The organism is Leclercia sp. Marseille-Q4284 (assembly GCF_916618945.1).
Lineage (GTDB): Bacteria > Pseudomonadota > Gammaproteobacteria > Enterobacterales > Enterobacteriaceae > Enterobacter > Enterobacter tamurae.
On the sequence record NZ_CAKAKG010000002.1, the window covers coordinates 357,078 to 376,418 of the forward strand.

Sequence of the window (19,341 nt, forward strand, 5' to 3'; positions counted from 1 at the left end):
ACTCCGGGAACAGTTAATCCAGCACCTTGCCGGCGGTCTCTTTGGCCAGCCACACGGCAATGAATGAGATAAGCGCGGTGATCATCACGTACCACGCAGGGGAAAGCGGATCGCCGGTTAGCGAGATCAGGCTGGCGGAGGCCAGCGGCGTGACGCCGCCGAAGATCGCCACGGTAAGGTTGTAGGCGATGGCGATGCTGCCGTAGCGAATGGCGGTCGGGAACAGTTCAACCATCGCCGCGCCGCAGCCGCCGTTAAACATGGCGACAAAGATGCCCAGCATGCTCATGGCCGCGATGGAGGAACCCACCGATCCCTGGCTCATCACCAGCATTGCCGGGTAAGTGAGCAGGATGAAGCCCCCACAGCCCATCAGCATCAGCGGGCGGCGCCCCCAGATATCGGAGAGATAGCCGGTGATCGGCATACAGACCGCGACGCTCAGTAATCCGAGCGTGGTGATGAGATAGGCGTCGGTTTTGCTGTAGTGCAAATGGGTCGAGAGATAGCCCGGCATAAAGGACTGCAGCACCCAGCTGCTGACCGCCTTTACCACCACGAAGCCGGTGCAGAACAACAAGGCGCGTGAAGAGGTGGAGAGCGATTTGCGCAGGGGCGATTTCTCCAGCTTGCCGGTCTGTTTCAGCTTTTTAAATTCGCTGGAGTCTTCCATATTTCGGCGCATATAGAGCCCGCCTAACCCCAGTGGGGCCGCCAGCAGGAACGGAATGCGCCAGCCCCAGTCGTTCATGGCACTTTCGCCGAGGGTATGGGTGAGAAACAGCACCAGCCCGGAGCCACAGACGAAGGCCATAAAACTGAAGTTTTCACTCCAGCAGGTGAGCGTAGCGCGCCGGTTGGGTTTGGCGCTTTCGGCCAGATAGGTAATGACGCCTGAGCTTTCACCGCCAGCGGCAAAGCCCTGCACCAGACGGGTAATCACCAACAGCACCGGGGCGAGTATCCCGACCTGATGCCAGGTCGGCAAAATGCCCATCACGAAGGTGGAGCAGGAGGTGATGACGATGACGGTCACCAGCACCTTGCGCCGCCCCTGTCTGTCACCCATCGAGCCAAAGAAGAGCCCGCCCAGCGGACGCATCAGAAAGCCAGAGCCGAAGACCGCGAAGGATTTCAGCAGCCCGATGACCGGATCGCCGCTGGCGAAGAAGTTGGTGGCGATAATCGCCGCCAGGGTGCCGTAAAGCCCGAAATCAAACCACTCGATAAAATGCCCGATGCCCGCCGAGAGCATCATTTTGGTACGGCTTTGGGCGGGCGCTTGCTGCCCGGCAGGGGCGTAATCCCCTGCGAATTCAGAGTCGGTATTAGCCATATAACCTCCTGAGGTCAGGAAAGGAGTCAACAAATGTGACGTGATTGTTATGAAGCTGAGTGTAAGGAATCCGCAGAGGCTGACGAGCGCAGGATCGGGATGCGTGAGGGGAATCAAAGAAGCGTCGAGCGAAATGTTTCACATAGTGAAACAGTGAGAAAACGGGCTGAGGCTATATACCCGAACTGGCCTGAAAACTTTTACGCCGGGTGGCGCTGCGCTTACCCGGCCTACGAAACCTGTAGGCCCGTGCAAGCGCAGCGCCGCCGGGCATCAGGCCGACGTAAAGACCATTCCCGCATAAGGCTTCTCCCGACACGCCGCCAGCCGCGCGGCGAGATCCCCTACGTGCAGTTCCAGCTTGTGCCCATCCGGGTCAAGAAAGTAGAACGACTCCCCTTCGCTTTTGTTCTCTTTCCAGACGGTGACGCCAGCGTCTTGAAGCTTTTGCGTGAAGCTTTCGAAGTGTTCTGGATCGATGGAGAACGCGTAGTGGGTGTAGTCGCTGCTCTGCGGCGGGACGAATTTTCGGGTTTCATCATATGACAGGCAGAGCCAGAGATCGCCGCAGGTGAGATATGCCCCGGTGTGCCATTCAGCGTGCAGGCGCAGACCAAGAAGATCGCGCCAGAAAGCGATGCTGGCCGACAGGTTGCTGACGGCGAGGGTCAGATGGTTAAGGGCGTGGAGCATGGGGGCTAGTCCTGAATAAGGGTTAATGTCACTTCTTTAGCATGTTTATCGACGTATAAATAGAAGCGAGCTTTGCCCTCTTTGTCCGGCTGGCACCACACTTCCATTCCACGCAGCCTGCGTTGCTCTCTGACGTACCCTAAGTTTACCAGGTAAGCTCGCAGTGGTTCTGGGTTGGTGGCGTCTTTGAAAATGATGGCATTTGATGGCGCGTATCCGTCGCCGGGTTGAGATTCAAAATAATAATTTTGCGAGATTCTTGGCGCGTTTTGAATTTCATTGTAGGTGAGAGAGTAATAGTTATAACGGTCGGTTTCTTTGTAAACCGTCACCCCGTTTATGTTTGATGCGATGAGAGAGATAAATAACCCGCAGAGGATTAATGCGGTGATGGATATAGCAATGAGGGATCTAGCAAAAGTGGTAAGCATCATCTAATTCCTTTATAGCTAAATGCTGTACCATTTTCTGTAAGGACATTGACGATGCCAGACGTAAAATCATCCCAGGGATATAACCATCTCATAAACATGGGAAGTTCAGCGATGTAAGGTACGTGCTTAACACAAGGGTCGTCCGGATCAGGAAAAATGATGGGTTTAAAACCTCGATTTTTAAAAGAACCAATAGCTCCGTAGTAATCCCAGCGCCGTAACGCAGATTCATGGCTTACAGGCTTCACCTGATCGGCATAGAATCCTGGCGTGATAGCACGATAGAATCCAAACAAGTCAGAAACTAAATCCTCTCCACTGAAGCCGCTGTCAGTGTACCAGGTAAATAACCGAAAGCTTTGTAAGTCTTCGAAATTCAACGCGGTACTCATCATCATCGCCAACATCATACGATTGATATCGTGCATATCGCGGCCGCGTTTGATTTCCCATCTGGCGAATCTTCCAATACCCACTCGAGAGCCAAATTTAGCTATGTGCATATCCTGACGATACATCACGACATAGTAATCCCGCCCGCTACTCTCACCCTGCATGAACTGTCTTCTGAGCTCTTCGACATCGTCGCCACGAGCGTGGCCCATATCTATCCACCCCAGCACATCCGTATAAATAAGTCCTCTTGAGGAATGATCGAAGTCGGCTCCATCCCTGATATCTTGTCTTGAACTCACGATATATATCCTTACAGACGTAAAGCTCTGATGGTACGTACTCTATTTTATTGTTGTCTATTCCAGGCTTAATTATTCGGAATTTAACCCGAACAATCTTATAAACACGTTATTACGCTTTATTCAGCAGATTTTATCATTGCATAGGTTGCTTAATTATTTCGGTATTAAGAATCAGTGGAATTATTCTCTATCGCTCACCAGCATTTACGCCGGGTGACGCGTAGCGATCCCGGCCTACAAAACTCGTAGGCCCGTGCAAGCGAAGCGCCGCCGGGCAATGCCTACTGCCCTCTTTTAGCCCAGGCGGCACGCATAACCGGAATAAACACTGGCGGGATCACGCCCATTTTGGGCAACGGCGTAGCGATCTCCACGCCCGGCGCTACTGCAAACCACTCCGTATTAAAAGGCAGCTTTTGCAGCCGATTAAGATCAAACTTCGTCGGCCAACTTAACCCTGCCGTTTCAAGCTGGGTATCGATCACAAACTCGCCTTTATAAACAGGTTCCGTTCGGGATGTGCCGTAGACAATCAGGACAGCATGAAGATCCGGGAAGACATTTAAAATCAGGCCGGGGCGCGCTTTTGGCCCCGGATGACCCAGATCCTCATGTTGAGGAAACTTACACCAGATAATGTCACCGATTGCCGGTAACGGGTTGTAATTATTAGTCATAAGCATCCTGCTTATTTAAATAACGGAGAGTCCAGATCGTCCTCGGCAATATCGAGGCCTGACAGTTTTTTGACGGCAGCGTGTTGTGCGTCGGTTAGCGGGCCATCATCCTGTTGGTAGGCGGGCAGCACCTCTTTGGCAAGGTTGCGTAACGCCTTATGGACTAGCTCGGTCTGGTTCAGGGAGAGCTCTGCCATCAGACGAGCAAAGGTGTCCTCGCTGACGCCAAATTCGTTATCAACGGAACGGAGCTGAAACAGGAATTTTTTCGGCGCGGTACGGGTTGGGGTGGGCATGATTATCCTCTCTTCTTTACAGCTATATGCAAAGTATATAGAGAGGCGAAAAAATGATCCATATAGAATGTATATATCCGTTCCGGCGGCAATATCAGCCGATATTGCCGCCGGATAATATTAGTGTTTCACCATCACATGCCGTACCACGGTGTAATCCTCCAGCCCGTACATCGACATATCCTTGCCGTAGCCGGACAGCTTCTGCCCACCGTGTGGCATCTCGCTTACCAGCATAAAGTGGGTGTTCACCCAGGTGCAGCCGTACTGCAGGCGGGCGCTCATACGGTGCGCGCGACCCACGTCCTGAGTCCAGACCGATGAGGCCAGGCCGTACTGTGAGTCGTTGGCCCACTCCAGCACCTGCTCTTCGTCATCGAACACGCTGACGCTCACCACCGGGCCGAAGACCTCGCGCTGGATAATCTCGTCCTCCTGCTTCGCCCCGGCCAGCAGGGTTGGCTGGAAGTAATACCCCTTGCCACCCGCCACGTTGCCGCCGGTGACCACGTGGATGTGCGGCAGGGCTTTGGCGCGTTCTACCGCCTCGCTGACGCGGGTCAGATGGGCGGCGGAGCTGACCGGTCCCAGCTCGGTGGTCTCATCCTCCGGGGCGCCCATTTTCAGGCTGGCGACGGCGACGCCCAGTTTTTCCACCAGCGCGTTGTAGACCTCTTTCTGGGCATAGATGCGACAGGCCGCGGTGCAGTCCTGCCCGGCGTTGTAGAAGCCAAAGGTGCGCACGCCCTCGACCACCGCGTCGATGTCGGCGTCGTTAAAGACGATCACCGGCGCTTTGCCGCCCAGCTCCATATGCGTGCGCTTAATCGACGGCGCGGTGTGGGAAATGATGTGCTCCCCGGTGGCGATAGAGCCGGTCAGGGAGACCATCCGCACTTTGTCGTGGCCGGTCAGCGGGTCGCCCACGGTTTTACCCCGACCAAACAGGACGTTAATCACCCCTGCCGGGAAGATATCTTTGGCCAGTTCGGCCAGCTTCAGGGCGGTCAGCGGGGTGATCTCCGACGGCTTGAGCACCACGCAGTTCCCTGCCGCCAGCGCCGGGCCCAGCTTCCACGCCGCCATCATCAGCGGGTAGTTCCAGGGGGCGATAGAGGCCACCACGCCCACCGGATCGCGGCGGATCATCGAGGTGTGCCCTTCCATGTACTCCCCGGCGGCGAGGCCGTTCAGGCAGCGGGTGGCACCTGCGAAGAAGCGGAACACATCGACAATGGCCGGGATCTCGTCGTTCAGCACGCAGTGCAGCGGTTTGCCGCAGTTCAGCGACTCCAGTCTGGCGAAGGTTTCGGCGTTCTGCTCGATAACATCCGCCAGTTTCAGCAGGCATTCGGCACGCGCTTTCGGCGTGGTCTGGCCCCACTGGCGGAAGGCACGATCGGCGGCCTGCACCGCGGCATCCACCTGCTCCGGGCTGGCTTCGGCAATCTCCAGCAGCACCTCGCCGGTGGCCGGGTTATAGACGGGCTGCTTCTCACCTGAACCCGCAATCAGTTCGCCATTAATCAATAAGTTGTCTTGCATAGCCGACTCCATTGTTTTTATGTTCCGGGAATTACAGAGGTTGTCCTGCGTTGAGGCGTTTTGCATGCTCAATCGCGTCATTTTCCGGCGCGTTCGAGCGCCCGAACGGACGGGCCAGCGCCATGTAAATCAGGCCGGAGATCACCACCACCGCCAGGCCCACCAGCACCGTCCAGCGGTCGATAAAGCTCGCGCTCTCGGCCGGTTGCGCCAGCAGCCAGATGCCGCACAGGCCGTAGGCCAGCGCCAGGATATTGACCAGCATCCCCCAGCCGCCGACGCTCCACTCCCCGGCCGGTCTCCAGCCTTTCAGCCGCTGGCGCAGCGCCGCCAGCACCACCATCTGGAAGGAGATGTAGATGCCGATAACCGCAAAGGCGGTGATGCGCGCCAGGTTGTCCGGCTGGAAGTAAACCCACACGCAGATCAGCACCGGCAACAGGCAGCTGACGATCATCGCGTTGTCCGGGACGCTGTTTTTCGACAGCTTCGACATCCAGGCGCTACCCGGCAGCATCTGGTCGCGGGAGAAGGAGAAGATCAGGCGGCTTAACGCGGCCTGCAGGGAGAGGATGCACGACAGCATGGCGATCACCGCGATGATGATAAACACCGTGGCACCGGTCTCGCCGAGGGCTTCGTTGAGGATTGCCAGGATGGGATCGGCGATCTGACCGTTGACGATATTCATCAGGTTCGGGGAGGCCAGCAGGTAGCCGAGGATCGAGACCATCGCCGAGAGGGCGCCAAACACGATGCTGAGGATCATCGCGATCGGGATCTTTTTGCTCGGGTTTTTCACCTCTTCCGCCACGTTGCCGCAGGCTTCAAAGCCGAAGAACATAAACAGGCCGATCAGCGCCGCCGCCATAAACGCGGGCTGGTAGCTGCCGTCTTTGGCGATCACCCCCATCGAGTCGAAGACCACCGAGAAGGGCTGCGCGCGGTGGAACAGCAGGAGATAAATCCCCAGCGCAATCACGCTGACGATCTCACACCAGAAGCCAATCCGGGCGACCCGGGCGAGGTTTTTGGTGCCCGACATGTTCACCGCCATCATCAGCAGGAGCAGCACCACCGAGGTGATCAGCATATTGCCAGCCGAAATTTCAAAGCCGAACAGCGACCCGACGAAGGTAGCGGTATATTCCGCCACCGAGGTAATGGTCACCACCAGCGCCCAGAGGTAGATCCAGGCGGCGATCCACGCATATTTACGGCCCCACAGGCGGCGCGCCCAGGGGTAGAGACCGCCAGTGATCGGGTACTGCGACGCCACTTCGCCAAACACCAGCGCCACCAGCAGCTGCCCGCAGGCCACTATCGGGATCCACCAGATCGCCGGTGGCCCCGCCAGCGTCACCGCCAGCGCGAACAGGGAGTAGACCGCCGTCAGCGGTGAGAGGTAGGTGAACCCGAGCGAAAAGTTAGAGATAAGGCCGATGGAGCGGTTGAAATGCTGTGTAGTATCGCTATGAATTGCTTCACTTTTATTGCCAGAAGTCTGTTCCATACGTTTATTCTCTGTGATGTGGTTGAGTCGCAGGTAACACGAATCAAGGTATAGAAGAGCGCCTCAAGGCCGTACAGCGTCGCTCGGGCGATTTGTTAAGATTTGTATGGATATGTCACGTTTTTGTTAATGATAACCCTGATTTTCCGTGAGGCGCATCACGCGAGGTTTTTCACATCTCTACCTGTACATGCATTTTCCCCGCCATTTCGCCGTTTTTCACGCCTTCATCACAAAATTCAAACATTCACTGCGGAACAGGCCCATTTCTTAAAAATGTAGATATTTTTAATTTATGGCTACGAAATGCACTGCCCTGCTCCTGAAACTTTCTGAGAGGATTGATTCTGATGAATGCACTTACCGCCGTTAAACAGCCCGACGAGGCGTTGTCCCGGACCATCACCGGTTTCAGCATCGCGACATCCGTGCAGTCTCCGCGTTTGCTGGAGCTGACGTTCTCAGCGGAGGTCACGCAGCAGTTCCTGCGGGAGGTGGAGCAGTGGCCCATTCAGGCCCTGGAGTACAAATCGTTCCTGCGCTTTCGGGTGGCGAAGATCCTCGATGACCTGTGCGGCAATCAGCTCCAGCCCCTGCTGCTGAACACCCTGCTCAGCCGGGACCAGGGGGCGCTGCTGATCGACGCCGAGGGGATAGATAACGTCGCCCAGGCCGACGAGATGGTGAAGATTGCCACCGCGGTCGCGCACCTGATTGGCCGCTCAAATTACGACGCCATGAGCGGCCAGTACTACGCCCGCTTTACGGTGAAAAACGTTGATAACTCCGACAGCTATCTGCGCCAGCCCCACCGCGTGCTGGAGCTGCACAACGACGGCACCTTCGTCGACGAAGTCACCGACTACGTGCTGATGATGAAGATCGACGAGCAGAACATGCAGGGCGGCAACTCCCTGCTGCTGCATCTCGACGACTGGGAATCGCTGGATAAATTCTTCAGCCATCCGCTGGCCCGTCGCCCTCTGCGCTGGACGGCACCCCCGAGTAAAAACGTGGCCGCGGATGTCTTCCACTCGGTGTTTGACGTCGACCAGCAGGGCCGCCCGGTGATGCGCTATATCGACCAGTTCGTCCAGCCGAAAGATTTTGAGGAGGGCGTCTGGTTGAGCGAACTTTCTGACGCGCTCGAGAGCAGCAAAAGCATCGTTTCCGTTCCTGTTCCGGTGGGTAAATTCCTGCTGATCAACAATATGTTCTGGCTGCACGGCCGGGATCGCTTTACCCCGCACCCGGATCTGCGCCGGGAGCTGATGCGCCAGCGGGGCTATATCAGCTACGCCACTACTCACTATCAGACTCATCAGTAGGGATGGCGCGGATGTATGACTTCGTGATTATCGGCGGCGGCATTATCGGCATGTCCACCGCCATGCAGCTGATTGAACTCTACCCGGACGCCCGCATTGCGCTGCTTGAAAAGGAGGCAGGCCCCGCCAGCCACCAGACCGGGCACAACAGCGGGGTGATCCATGCCGGGGTCTATTACACCCCCGGCAGCCTGAAGGCGCAGTTCTGCCTGGCGGGGAACTGGGCGACCAAAGCCTTCTGCGATCAAAATAATATTCGCTACGACACCTGCGGCAAGATGCTGGTGGCCACCTCCGGACTCGAAATGGAACGGATGCGGGCCCTGTGGGATCGCACTGCCGCCAACGGCATCGAGCGCGAGTGGCTCAGCGCCGCCGAACTGCGCGAGCGTGAGCCGAACATCACCGGGCTGGGCGGGATTTTTGTCCCCTCCAGCGGGATCGTCAGCTATCGCGAAGTCGCGGCGGCGATGGCGAAACGCTTTCAGGCGAAGGGCGGAGAGGTGTTTTATCGCGCCGAGGTCTGCGGCCTGAAAGAGCACGCCGACGGGGTGGTGATCCACACCCATGACGGACGCGAGTTTGAAGCCTCCACCTTAATCAGCTGCTCCGGGCTGATGGCCGACCGGCTAGTGAAGATGCTCGGTATCGACCCCGGGTTTATTATCTGCCCGTTCCGCGGGGAGTATTTCCGCCTCGCGCCGGAGCACAATCAGATCGTCAACCACCTTATCTACCCCATCCCCGACCCGGCGATGCCCTTTCTCGGGGTGCATCTCACCCGGATGATCGACGGCAGTGTGACGGTGGGGCCGAACGCGGTGCTGGCCTTTAAGCGCGAGGGTTACCGCAAGGGCGATTTCTCCCTGTCCGATATGCTGGAAATTATTGGCTCAACGGGCATCCGCCGCGTATTGCAGAACAACCTGCGCTCGGGCCTGGGTGAGATGAAAAACTCCCTGTGCAAAAGCGGCTATCTGAAGCTGGTGCAGAAGTACTGCCCGAGCCTGACGGTAAAAGATCTGCACCCCTGGCCTGCGGGTGTGAGGGCGCAGGCAGTTTCGCCAGAAGGTAAGCTGATCGACGACTTTTTATTTGTCACCACGCCGCGAACCATCCATACCTGTAATGCCCCCTCTCCGGCAGCGACGTCGGCGATCCCGATTGGTGCCCATATCGTCAGCAAAGTGCAGACCTTACTGGCCAGCCAGCACAACCCCGGGCGTGCGCTGCGGGCAGCCGGTAGTGTGGAGACCTTACATGCCGCGTTTACCCGTTAATCATTCTGAGACAGGAAGCCATCATGCAACTCAACGATCCCAGCTTATTCCGCCAGCAGGCTTATATAGAAGGAGAGTGGCGCGACGGCCACCGTGGTGAGACGCTCGCTGTGACCAACCCGGCGAACGGCCAAACCCTGGGCAGCGTGCCGAAAATGGGCGCCGACGAGACCCGGGAGGCGATTGAGGCTGCGAACCGCGCCCTGCCCGCCTGGCGAGCGCTCACTGCCAAAGAGCGCGCCAACATTCTGCGCCGCTGGTTCGATTTGATGATGGCCAACCAGGACGATCTGGCTCAGCTGATGACCCTCGAGCAGGGCAAACCGCTGGCGGAAGCCAAAGGTGAGATCAGCTATGCCGCCTCCTTTATTGAGTGGTTCGCCGAAGAGGGAAAACGCGTCTACGGCGACACCATTCCAGGCCATCAGGCGGACAAGCGTTTAATCGTGATTAAGCAGCCGATTGGCGTGACGGCGGCCATCACCCCGTGGAACTTCCCGGCGGCGATGATCACCCGCAAGGCCGGCCCGGCCCTGGCAGCCGGCTGCACCATGGTCCTCAAACCCGCCAGCCAGACGCCGTTCTCCGCGCTGGCGCTGGCGGAACTGGCGCACCGCGCCGGGATCCCGGCAGGCGTGTTTAACGTGGTGACCGGTTCGGCGTCCGACATCGGCAATGAGCTGACCGGCAACCCGCTGGTGCGCAAGCTCTCCTTTACCGGCTCGACCGAGATTGGCCGCCAGCTGATGGCCCAGTGCGCGAAGGACATCAAAAAGGTCTCCCTGGAGCTGGGGGGCAACGCACCCTTTATTGTCTTTGACGATGCCGATCTCGATAAGGCCGTGGAAGGGGCGCTGGCCTCGAAGTTCCGCAACGCCGGGCAGACCTGCGTCTGCGCCAACCGCCTGTACGTGCAGGACGGAGTCTACGACCGCTTTGCCGAAAAACTCCAGCAGGCGGTGGCTAAGATGCAGATTGGCGACGGCCTGACTCAGGGCGTGACTATCGGGCCGCTGATCGACAGCAAGGCGGTGGATAAGGTCGAAGAACACATTGCCGACGCGCTGGAGAAAGGCGCGCGGATTATTACCGGTGGATCGCTGCATAAACTCGGCGGCAACTTCTTCCAACCGACTATTCTGGTAGATGTACCCGGTGATGCCAAAGTGGCCAAAGAGGAGACCTTCGGCCCGCTGGCGCCGCTGTTCCGCTTTAAAGATGAAGCAGATGTTATCCATATGGCTAACGACACCGAGTTCGGCCTCGCCGCCTATTTCTATGCCCGCGATCTGAGCCGCGTGTTCCGCGTCGGCGAGGCGCTGGAGTACGGCATCGTCGGGATCAACACCGGGATTATCTCCAACGAAGTGGCTCCGTTCGGCGGGATCAAAGCCTCCGGCCTGGGTCGGGAAGGTTCCAAATACGGCATCGAAGATTACTTAGAAATCAAATATATGTGCATCGGCCTTTAATTCAGGAGCATCCAATGAGCACCAACAAAGAGTTAATGCAGCGTCGTAGCAATGCCGTGCCCCGCGGCGTGGGTCAGATCCACCCTATCTTTGCCGCCCGGGCCGAGAACTGCCGGGTGTGGGACGTCGAAGGCCGTGAGTATCTTGATTTTGCCGGAGGGATTGCGGTGCTCAACACCGGGCATCTGCACCCGGAGGTGGTCAGCGCCGTGGAAGAGCAGCTGAAAAAGCTGTCGCACACCTGCTTCCAGGTGCTGGCCTATGAACCTTATCTGGAGCTTTGTGAAACCCTGAACCAGAAAGTGCCGGGGGACTTCCCGAAAAAAACCCTGCTGGTGACCACCGGCTCCGAAGCGGTCGAGAACGCGGTGAAGATTGCCCGCGCGGCGACTAAGCGCAACGGCACCATCGCCTTTACCGGGGCCTATCATGGCCGCACCCACTACACCCTGTCGCTGACCGGGAAAGTGAACCCTTACTCAGCGGGTATGGGCTTAATGCCGGGCCACGTCTATCGCGCGCTCTATCCGTGCGCCCTGCACGGCATCAGCGATGACGACGCCATCGCCAGCATCCATCGCATCTTCAAGAACGATGCCGCGCCGGAAGATATCGCCGCCATCGTGATCGAACCCGTGCAGGGTGAAGGCGGCTTCTACGCCACCTCCCCGGCCTTTATGCAGCGCCTGCGCGACCTGTGCGACGAGCACGGCATCATGCTGATCGCCGATGAAGTACAGAGCGGCGCGGGCCGCACCGGGACCTTCTTCGCCATGGAGCAGATGGGCGTGGCGGCGGATATCACCACCTTCGCCAAATCCATTGCCGGCGGCTTCCCGCTGGCGGGCGTCACCGGACGCGCCGAAGTGATGGACGCCATCGCTCCGGGTGGGCTGGGCGGCACCTACGCCGGGAGCCCGATCGCCTGCGCCGCCGCGCTGGCGGTAATCAAAGTCTTCGAGCAGGACGATCTGCTGGGCAAAGCCAACAAGTTAGGCAACACCCTACGTGAAGGTCTGCTGGCTATCGCCGAAAAACACCCGGAGATTGGCGACGTTCGCGGCCTGGGGGCGATGATCGCCATCGAGCTGTTTGAGGAGGGCGACCACCATAAACCGAACGCCGCCCTGACGGCGCAGATTGTGGCCCTGGCGCGGGACAAAGGGCTGATCCTGCTCTCGTGTGGCCCGTACCATAACGTGCTGCGCATCCTGGTGCCGCTGACCGTGGAAGAGGCGCAGCTTCAGCAGGGGCTGGCAATTATCGCCGCGTGTTTTGACGAGGCGAAGCAGGGTTAATCTTTACGCCCGGTGCAGGCCGGGCCGTATTCAAGGAGCACGACCATGACCATCATTTCCCAGGCAACGGCCATCGATGGCTACCGCTGGCTGAAGAACGACATTATCCGCGGGGTGTATCACCCGGATGAGAAGCTGCGGATGAGCCTGCTGACCTCCCGGTATGAACTGGGCGTCGGTCCGCTGCGCGAAGCGCTGTCGCAGCTGGTTGCCGAGGGGCTGGTCACGGTCATTAACCAGAAAGGCTACCGGGTGGCCCCGATGTCCGAACAGGAGCTGCTCGATATCTTTGATGCCCGCGCCAATATGGAGGCGATGCTGGTGCGCCTCGCCATCGAGCGCGGCGGCGAAGAGTGGGAAGCCGACCTCCTCGCCCGGATGCATCTGCTGAACAAACTGGAATCCCGCGACGCCAGCGAGACGATGCTGGACGAGTGGGACCAGCGGCATCAGGCGTTTCATACCGCGATTGTGGTGGGGTGTGGGTCGCAGTATCTGATGCAGATGCGGGAGCGGCTGTTCGACCTGGCGGCGCGGTATCGGTATGTGTGGCTGCGGAAGACTGTGCTGTCGGTGGCGATGCTGGAGGAGAAGCACGTGGAGCATCAGAAGCTGATGGACGCGGTGCTGGCGCGGGATGCGGATGAGGCGGGGGAATTGATGTATCAGCATTTGCTGACGCCGATTCCGATAATTAGGGGGGCGATGGGGGTGGGTTTGGCGACCTGAAAAGTTAAAGGCACCTTAAAACAGGCGTTATCGGGTTAAGGTGCTTTTTCAGGTGCAATTAAGCCACTCCAATCTCCGCGATATATTCAAAAATCATATTCTTCCAGTTCCTTGTCACTCAATGGCCGTGCCCGACGAGGGCGGCGTAAGTTCTCCACCGCCAGTACGGCGTTATCTTCTTTCATCATGACATCGGCAAGCGTTGCCCCGGGACGCACCACATCGAGGTAACGCAAAATCTGACCGATAGCGACACCGGCGTCGCCATTCTCGATACGACTGATTGTGTTACGGCTGATATTGGCGCGTACCGCGACATCAGACTGCGGAATTTTTCGTGCAATACGGCTTTGCGCCAGCACATAGCCCAGGTCAGATAGCTGACGGCTCAAATCAGTAGAGAGTAAATTCTTCTGTGTACGCTTCATGTTGCACCTTAAAACAGGCTTTGATAGCTGCTGCCCATCCGTCCATAAGCCGCGTGTAAGCGGACTCAGCCATGATAAAAGCGCCTTTTATTAGTGAATTTTTTCGTGATGAACCAGTAGCAAATTGACGTCAAAAACAGGTTAAAGACCTAAAACGCGACTGCAATAAAAGCGGTAAATTTTGATTATCAGGAAACAGGGTTTGCCAGGATAGAAAAAGGATCAGCGCCCAAAACAGGAAAGTATAAAGAGCTACTTTCGCGAACGTCTTAATGTGGATAACGCCCACTCGAGTGGGATCTCAGCAGGCTTCGCTGTACGGGTAATAGCGTTATAAGCGCTAATAATCACACTCATTAAAGGCACGCTGATTAGCGTGTTAATTAATTTGGGGCTCATTCGAGCCTCCCTTCTTATGGACAAAGCCAGCAATAACGCTGGCTTTGCCGGAGGCAAATGAATAGCCAACTTTCCCTTATGCTGTTGGACGCTCGTTCCATGCGTCATGGGCTAACAGGTTGCCATCTTTGTACAGGTGGGTAATTTTCTCATAGTTAAGAGCGACTTCTTCCATATGACCTGTTCCCGGACAGCCTCGCGTGTCGTGCATTATTGGGCTTACAGATATCACCTTTACATTTTCAAGGGTGATTCGGTAATACTCGACTTCCTGCCCTGCATAATCAATGTGATAAAACCTGAACTCAGCAGCCTTGAGTGTCTGCCCCGTTGCTGCGGCCTTGAAGAGATAGGGTGAAGCGCTATCGAGTTCTTTGGTGAATTGAAAAGGTGAATGCTGTCTCGTGCCAGTCACCTTACCTGTCATCGGATCGGTAGGAAGATTTAAGCTGTGATGCAATCCGCGCAGCTCAATGCTCCCTTCACGATGTTGAACATCAGAAGAACCGCGAATCATTGCGCCGCCGTCATCAGTCAAAAATAAGTGTACAGGTACCGCCATTTTTTAGCTCCTTGCTTATGATTAGTCGTATAACCATTTCCCGGCTTTTGCTGATTCGATTAACATGCCAATAGTGAAATCGGGCACAGGAATAGGTGTAGATTTCTTGAAAAGATTCCAGGAAAAAGGCTCATCGGGATAGTAGACCTTTATATTAAAGCTTCCCCTATCAACGCTGAATTCTCTAAAAAACTCCTCCATGAGTTCTTCGGCCTCGTCGACATCAAGCAACATATCAGTATCGATGTCTGTATCTGCGTTGAGTAGCTTTTGCTTTTTCTCGTTATTGATGAGATACACGCCATTATGACGTCTGGCGAGGGCGTAGATACGTTGTTCAATATCCTCTACCATAATTTGTCATTTCCCCGTGCGATGCGGTTGTAATCACGTACAGCACAATAAGTGATTATTGAAACATCCGAAACTAATATTACCATTCCTATCAGAGGAATCGTTCTTCCTATAAACGTACTAATTTGTGTAACCATAACGCGTTTTACCGTCCATGGCGTGTAACCACCAATCCACGTTGGAAGCTTAACTCCATAAGGAAATTTTGCTGTCTTGAAATAATTCCTCATAGCTTTTGAGGCTCGCGAGGTGCCCTCCAGAGCGTTTCCGGGTTTTTGTCTGGTCGTCTGATTGTTAGCGCCACTGTATAGCGCGGCGATACCCAGCACATCATCAATACCAAAATGATCGGCAATAGATTCACAATAGATCATAAAGAAAAGACCGCTTGCCGTGAGATTAGATATTCCTGCGTAAAAATAAGTTCCATTGAGTTCTTCAGTCGTATCCATGCTTCAATCCTTTGAAAAATCCTGAGCAGGGATAATAAACTCGTATTGTTTATTAAATCTGCGAGAAAGTGCATGGTTTTATAATATTCAGACTATATATAAAATGAAAACAGCATTAATCATTCGCGATAGTTATTTTAAAAGCGGGAGATGTTTCAACGCTGATGCGTTACTAAAATCATATAACACCATTATTAAACCCCCCATATCATTCGTCGCATTAATATTTTAAAGCAGTCTAATCGCGCTTATTACGTTTTATATTACTCTGGACTTATTTTTATTTACTGGTTAGATTTACAGGTGTTATTTAACGCAATACGGGCATGCGCCAACATGCCCGTATCGCTCATCACAATCACTATTTAGCGAGAATAGTAACCATGACTGATATCGATTGTATTGCAGAATCGCTGCAACCAGAAGTATTTGAAGCTGACGACCGGGTATTTACCGTGAGTTATGCGACGCGGTATGGAGATTACACCCGCATCCCTGCGTTTATCATGAAAGGCCTGTGGCTCAATGAAGCCGGATTCAGCACCGGAACGAAGGTGGACGTGAAGGTGATGAAGGGCTGCATGATCCTGACGTCCCGCCAGGGAGAGCCAGAGATAGAGACGCTGATGCGTGAGGTGAGCCAACTGTCGGACCAGAAGCAACAGCAGGTAATGGACTTTGTTGGAGTGATCTCCGGGAAGCTTCGAAAGGCTTAAGGCAACGATGAAATGAGAAAGGCGCTGGTGGGCGCCTTTCATGTTTGTAGAAAACGGGCTGATGGGTAAAAAGCGAGGCTCCCTGAAAACATACCGGAAGCCCGGGTCATATTATTTTATAAACTGAACACCCCAGCGAATGAATTCAATTATGGAATACTGCCCAAACAGTTCGCCCTCATTTGTTACCCAGATCGGGAAAAACAGTAACAGGGACGTTGTGAGCAGGCTTGTCAAAATAAAACTCATGAACCAGCCGCTACGTAAAATCTTCCTGTTAACCGCCCACTTAGCCAGATGCTGACCCATCCGCCAGCGGACCCATCCCCTGCGCCATAAATAACCCAGGAAAGCGATCGCAATGGCAACGATGGCGATAAATAAGCCACAGTAACGCGCCATTATTTCCAGGGAAGTGAGTAAATTATGCTGGTTATCCCAGCGCAGGAGCGGGGTAAGATAGACCCGTCCTGTCATGTCGTTGAACCAGATGTCGCCATAGGCCGTGTACAGAGGCATAAACAGATAGATTACGACCGCGCTGAAGATTGCCCACTTCACCACCGACCAGTTCTGGACCGCCTGGGTAATGGCTTTCAGGCTGGTCAGGGCTTCATCAATATAGGTCGTAGTGACCCCACGATTCATCGCTTCGCGGAGCATCTCCCCGGATTTACCCGCACGGTTCGCATCCAGCATGTCCTGATGGGCTTCCGATTCCATAAAGGTGGCCACCGTTTTACGGCTAACCGCCGCAACAAGCGGGTTCAGCAACTTCCCTTTTGTGCTTCGATAGACAAGCTCATTGAGATCGTTTTTCAGCATCAACTCAACGACATGTCCCGCATCCAGTATCTGCGGATGACGACCGTAAACGACCCAGTTAACAGGTTGTTCAGCAAGCTGAGCCTGACGTAACTGGCTCGTAAATCGGGCAAAGGGTACGCTGGCGTTGTAGATAAAATTAACGTTACGCAAATCCTCATCAATACTGGAATCTGCCGGCTCAACGGCGCCATAACTTGCCAGTTCCGGGATGCCCGCTTTGTAGAGGCCATCTTTAATGAACGTCGGCACATCTTCACGATGGTAGATCAACTGGTAACGAGGCACGGCCACGCTGGCAAGCCGGGTAATGCGGGTTGTTTCGCCTGTTCCGTCGCAGGGGGAACAGCGCTGGTTTCCCGAGCCGCTACAGTGGCCGCAGTTCACCTTACCGCCAGTGCAGGTGTAGCACATCCGGTAGTGGCTCTCCGTGCGATACTGATTGGTGTAGTGATCGAAATGGCTTCGCTGTTCCAGTACCTGCCCACTTCCTCCACAGGTGGTGCAGCTCACGCGACCAGAACCATAGCACCAGGAGCAGTTGACCTGTCCGCGTCCATTGCAGCTAGTGCAGTTTTCAATTAAACAGAGGCGCGTTGGGTGGGAGTAGATTTCTTGCTCTTTTTCAAGAGCCCCGTAAGGCTGGGAAAGGACCAGCGCGTGAGCTTCACGCAGTGTTTCTGCCCGGGACAAGACCGCGCTGGTTTCCGCCTGGAGAGCCTCGTTGTACTGGAAATTACCCGTAAAAATCCGCGTGCCGCTCCCGGGGCTGACTCTCCCCACCTGAGTATATTCTGTAGCCTTAATACGAAAATCGAGACTTAAGTTAATCTGGTAGTCAAAATCGATTTTTTCGACCAGGTCCAGTTCAAGATTATCTGGCTGTAGCCTCGTAGAGCGTTCCACGAAGTTTTGGATGGTGGTAGAGCACGTATCCAGCCACGCGTCTTTCATCTTCATTCCCTAAATTGAGATTTGTTTCGGCAGAATGATATGGCTTTGCCTACGTCAGGCAACTACTAATAAACGGAGTTGGGGGCATTAAGCATGACGCATCTTGCATATATAAAACAAAATGAGTGGAAATCGAACTGAATTAACGCCTCGCGTAAAGCCAATAATTAATTCATTTTTATTAAATGTCATCCCACGCCTGAAAGGCCTAAAAAACGCATAACCTCATTTTTTTAAAGGTTGCTGATGGACTGAAGCCGGAGCCAGCGCTCTTAGCCTCAGCGCATCTTCGATTTAAACCTCCACCCGCTCAAGGATCCTTCTTAGATATTCTCCAAGCTGATGTTTATGCAAATAAGCCTCAATTTCCCGCGCCCAGTTTTCTCCGTCGCCAAGCAGGGCGCGACTATAGGTTGAAGCATAGAGATAGCGGGTATCATAGAGATTAATCAGCGTCTGATTTATCCCCTCAACGCTGCATGCGGGGTTTTTACGTTGCTGTAGCGCCAGCGCACGGACAATACGCTCCTGATGCTGCGGATCGGAGGGAAACTCTCTCTCATGCAGTTCACTGAGCACCAAAAACTGCGGCGGGATCCCCTCTGCAATGGCCGCCTGCAGACGATAATGACCATCAAGGATTACAAAAGACGCCAGCCCGGCAATGTGCCTGACCAACACCGGGGGCAGTGCGCCCTCGCGGCATTTTTTACGCCACCATTTCAGCCGCCCCGCATCGGTGTTTATCGGGTAACGTCCCAACAGCAAATTGCCGCCCCACCACCAGTCTACGTACCTGACTTTTTGCGGATCCGCTAAATCAGGGAAGTCCTCGCCATAGAGCACCCAGTCGCAGCCCATATTTCCGGCGCTGGCTGGGGAATCAAATCGCCAGTCTGCGATGGGTACAGAGGGTTGCGTGGAGCGACTTACCGGTGCCATAGGCCTTAACAGCCAACGGCCGGCAGTCAGCAATGGCGCTGGCGAATCCATCAGCCGCCGGGCAAAGTAGCGACACCATTCGCCTATCCATGCCTGCGCGCCCTGCGCTTTAATCGACTCCACATCTGCCGAGGTCACTGATGGTAATAGCGCCTGCTGACCGGGATGATCTGCGTTAAAGACCAGCCAGACGCCGGAATGATCTTTCAATACTGTGGCCCAGAACAGCGTCTCGCCCTGAAACTGCAATGCCATGCGCCCATGGTGGCCGCTGAGCATCTCCATGGCATGACCGGGATGCTGCTCAGCCCGGACCGTCAGCTCCAGCCCCTGCCAGCGATTATTGCGATCCAATAAATCTTTCCACCAGCATTGCGTCATTTTCCCTTTCCTGTGAGCGGCTTGCAGAG

At 55.3% G+C, this 19,341-nt stretch carries 20 protein-coding genes; 6 read left to right on the top strand and 14 right to left on the bottom strand.

Annotated features, from left to right (window positions below; all coding sequences use genetic code 11):
* Positions 1-13: 13 nt before the first annotated feature.
* The 8 genes from LG383_RS16425 to LG383_RS16460 form a co-directional block, all read right to left on the bottom strand.
* Positions 14-1,255 (bottom strand): MFS transporter, encoded by a 1,242-nt coding sequence (locus LG383_RS16425; RefSeq protein ID WP_370635199.1) that lies wholly within the window; start codon positions 1,253-1,255, stop codon positions 14-16.
* Between the two features lie 354 nt (positions 1,256-1,609).
* Complete coding sequence (locus tag LG383_RS16430) at positions 1,610-2,029, bottom strand: FosA8 family fosfomycin resistance glutathione transferase (protein ID WP_225759692.1); 420 nt, start codon at positions 2,027-2,029, stop codon at positions 1,610-1,612.
* A gap of 5 nt (positions 2,030-2,034) precedes the next feature.
* Positions 2,035-2,463, bottom strand: coding sequence for a hypothetical protein (locus LG383_RS16435; RefSeq protein ID WP_225759693.1), 429 nt, complete (start codon positions 2,461-2,463; stop codon positions 2,035-2,037).
* On the bottom strand, positions 2,460-3,158 hold the full coding sequence (locus LG383_RS16440) for a hypothetical protein (RefSeq protein ID WP_225759694.1): 699 nt from the start codon (positions 3,156-3,158) through the stop codon (positions 2,460-2,462). The genes LG383_RS16435 and LG383_RS16440 overlap by 4 nt, the downstream gene beginning before the upstream one ends.
* 284 nt (positions 3,159-3,442) lie before the next feature.
* On the bottom strand, positions 3,443-3,838 hold the full coding sequence (locus tag LG383_RS16445) for a hypothetical protein (protein ID WP_225759695.1): 396 nt from the start codon (positions 3,836-3,838) through the stop codon (positions 3,443-3,445).
* A gap of 11 nt (positions 3,839-3,849) precedes the next feature.
* Positions 3,850-4,134 carry a hypothetical protein gene (locus LG383_RS16450; protein ID WP_106996114.1) on the bottom strand — a complete coding sequence of 95 codons (285 nt, stop codon included), beginning with the start codon at positions 4,132-4,134 and terminating at the stop codon, positions 3,850-3,852.
* A gap of 120 nt (positions 4,135-4,254) precedes the next feature.
* Positions 4,255-5,679 (bottom strand): aminobutyraldehyde dehydrogenase, encoded by a 1,425-nt coding sequence (gene patD / locus LG383_RS16455; protein WP_225759696.1) that lies wholly within the window; start codon positions 5,677-5,679, stop codon positions 4,255-4,257.
* A gap of 31 nt (positions 5,680-5,710) precedes the next feature.
* A complete protein-coding gene (locus LG383_RS16460) occupies positions 5,711-7,192 on the bottom strand; it encodes an APC family permease (RefSeq protein WP_225759697.1) in 1,482 nt (493 codons plus the stop codon).
* 350 nt (positions 7,193-7,542) lie between these two features.
* On the opposite strand from LG383_RS16460, the gene glaH reads away from it, so the two are divergent.
* Genes glaH through csiR form a run of 5 tightly spaced genes read left to right on the top strand, consistent with a single transcriptional unit; the run spans position 7,543 to position 13,299 of the window.
* A complete protein-coding gene (gene glaH / locus LG383_RS16465) occupies positions 7,543-8,520 on the top strand; it encodes a glutarate dioxygenase GlaH (RefSeq protein ID WP_225759698.1) in 978 nt (325 codons plus the stop codon).
* A gap of 11 nt (positions 8,521-8,531) precedes the next feature.
* Positions 8,532-9,800, top strand: a complete 1,269-nt coding sequence (gene lhgO / locus LG383_RS16470) for an L-2-hydroxyglutarate oxidase (RefSeq protein ID WP_225759699.1) — start codon at positions 8,532-8,534, stop codon at positions 9,798-9,800.
* A gap of 23 nt (positions 9,801-9,823) precedes the next feature.
* Entirely contained in the window at positions 9,824-11,272 is a 1,449-nt protein-coding gene (gabD, locus tag LG383_RS16475; RefSeq protein ID WP_225759700.1) for an NADP-dependent succinate-semialdehyde dehydrogenase, read from the top strand.
* 14 nt (positions 11,273-11,286) lie between these two features.
* Positions 11,287-12,570 (top strand): 4-aminobutyrate--2-oxoglutarate transaminase, encoded by a 1,284-nt coding sequence (gene gabT / locus LG383_RS16480; RefSeq protein ID WP_225759701.1) that lies wholly within the window; start codon positions 11,287-11,289, stop codon positions 12,568-12,570.
* 45 nt (positions 12,571-12,615) lie between these two features.
* Complete coding sequence (gene csiR / locus LG383_RS16485; RefSeq protein WP_225759702.1) at positions 12,616-13,299, top strand: DNA-binding transcriptional regulator CsiR; 684 nt, start codon at positions 12,616-12,618, stop codon at positions 13,297-13,299.
* 86 nt (positions 13,300-13,385) lie between these two features.
* Here the strand turns inward: csiR and LG383_RS16490 are convergent, their stop codons facing one another.
* The 4 genes from LG383_RS16490 to LG383_RS16505 all read right to left on the bottom strand — a co-directional run bounded on the left by LG383_RS16490 (position 13,386) and on the right by LG383_RS16505 (position 15,494).
* Positions 13,386-13,727, bottom strand: coding sequence for a helix-turn-helix domain-containing protein (locus LG383_RS16490; RefSeq protein ID WP_225759703.1), 342 nt, complete (start codon positions 13,725-13,727; stop codon positions 13,386-13,388).
* 475 nt (positions 13,728-14,202) lie between these two features.
* The gene (locus LG383_RS16495) at positions 14,203-14,688 is read right to left on the bottom strand and encodes a type VI secretion system tube protein Hcp (protein ID WP_225759704.1); all 486 of its coding nucleotides are present in this window, start codon (positions 14,686-14,688) and stop codon (positions 14,203-14,205) included.
* A 21-nt stretch (positions 14,689-14,709) separates the two neighbouring features.
* The gene (locus LG383_RS16500) at positions 14,710-15,042 is read right to left on the bottom strand and encodes a DUF1493 family protein (protein ID WP_225759705.1); all 333 of its coding nucleotides are present in this window, start codon (positions 15,040-15,042) and stop codon (positions 14,710-14,712) included.
* The gene (locus tag LG383_RS16505; RefSeq protein ID WP_225759706.1) at positions 15,036-15,494 is read right to left on the bottom strand and encodes an STM2901 family protein; all 459 of its coding nucleotides are present in this window, start codon (positions 15,492-15,494) and stop codon (positions 15,036-15,038) included. Before LG383_RS16505 ends, LG383_RS16500 begins: the two co-directional genes overlap by 7 nt.
* A 383-nt stretch (positions 15,495-15,877) precedes the next feature.
* Between LG383_RS16505 and symE the strand changes: the two genes are divergently transcribed.
* Positions 15,878-16,210, top strand: coding sequence for an endoribonuclease SymE (gene symE, locus LG383_RS16510; protein ID WP_106996103.1), 333 nt, complete (start codon positions 15,878-15,880; stop codon positions 16,208-16,210).
* Positions 16,211-16,321: 111 nt separating this feature from the next.
* Here symE and LG383_RS16515 read toward each other — a convergent pair whose 3' ends face one another.
* Both LG383_RS16515 and LG383_RS16520 read right to left on the bottom strand, forming a co-directional pair.
* The gene (locus LG383_RS16515) at positions 16,322-17,989 is read right to left on the bottom strand and encodes a hypothetical protein (protein WP_225759707.1); all 1,668 of its coding nucleotides are present in this window, start codon (positions 17,987-17,989) and stop codon (positions 16,322-16,324) included.
* Positions 17,990-18,283: 294 nt separating this feature from the next.
* Positions 18,284-19,312, bottom strand: coding sequence for a hypothetical protein (locus LG383_RS16520; RefSeq protein WP_225759708.1), 1,029 nt, complete (start codon positions 19,310-19,312; stop codon positions 18,284-18,286).
* Between the last annotated feature and the right edge of the window lie 29 nt (positions 19,313-19,341).

Coding starts and splice junctions, on each gene's coding strand:
- LG383_RS16425 (WP_370635199.1), bottom strand. CDS start 1,255: ATGCTCTCGGCGGGCATCGGGCATTTTATCGAGTGGTTTGATTTCGGG.
- LG383_RS16430 (WP_225759692.1), bottom strand. CDS start 2,029: ATGCTCCACGCCCTTAACCATCTGACCCTCGCCGTCAGCAACCTGTCG.
- LG383_RS16435 (WP_225759693.1), bottom strand. CDS start 2,463: ATGATGCTTACCACTTTTGCTAGATCCCTCATTGCTATATCCATCACC.
- LG383_RS16445 (WP_225759695.1), bottom strand. CDS start 3,838: ATGACTAATAATTACAACCCGTTACCGGCAATCGGTGACATTATCTGG.
- LG383_RS16450 (WP_106996114.1), bottom strand. CDS start 4,134: ATGCCCACCCCAACCCGTACCGCGCCGAAAAAATTCCTGTTTCAGCTC.
- patD (WP_225759696.1), bottom strand. CDS start 5,679: ATGCAAGACAACTTATTGATTAATGGCGAACTGATTGCGGGTTCAGGT.
- LG383_RS16460 (WP_225759697.1), bottom strand. CDS start 7,192: ATGGAACAGACTTCTGGCAATAAAAGTGAAGCAATTCATAGCGATACT.
- glaH (WP_225759698.1), top strand. CDS start 7,543: ATGAATGCACTTACCGCCGTTAAACAGCCCGACGAGGCGTTGTCCCGG.
- lhgO (WP_225759699.1), top strand. CDS start 8,532: ATGTATGACTTCGTGATTATCGGCGGCGGCATTATCGGCATGTCCACC.
- gabD (WP_225759700.1), top strand. CDS start 9,824: ATGCAACTCAACGATCCCAGCTTATTCCGCCAGCAGGCTTATATAGAA.
- gabT (WP_225759701.1), top strand. CDS start 11,287: ATGAGCACCAACAAAGAGTTAATGCAGCGTCGTAGCAATGCCGTGCCC.
- csiR (WP_225759702.1), top strand. CDS start 12,616: ATGACCATCATTTCCCAGGCAACGGCCATCGATGGCTACCGCTGGCTG.
- LG383_RS16490 (WP_225759703.1), bottom strand. CDS start 13,727: ATGAAGCGTACACAGAAGAATTTACTCTCTACTGATTTGAGCCGTCAG.
- LG383_RS16495 (WP_225759704.1), bottom strand. CDS start 14,688: ATGGCGGTACCTGTACACTTATTTTTGACTGATGACGGCGGCGCAATG.
- LG383_RS16500 (WP_225759705.1), bottom strand. CDS start 15,042: ATGGTAGAGGATATTGAACAACGTATCTACGCCCTCGCCAGACGTCAT.
- LG383_RS16505 (WP_225759706.1), bottom strand. CDS start 15,494: ATGGATACGACTGAAGAACTCAATGGAACTTATTTTTACGCAGGAATA.
- symE (WP_106996103.1), top strand. CDS start 15,878: ATGACTGATATCGATTGTATTGCAGAATCGCTGCAACCAGAAGTATTT.
- LG383_RS16515 (WP_225759707.1), bottom strand. CDS start 17,989: ATGAAAGACGCGTGGCTGGATACGTGCTCTACCACCATCCAAAACTTC.
- LG383_RS16520 (WP_225759708.1), bottom strand. CDS start 19,312: ATGACGCAATGCTGGTGGAAAGATTTATTGGATCGCAATAATCGCTGG.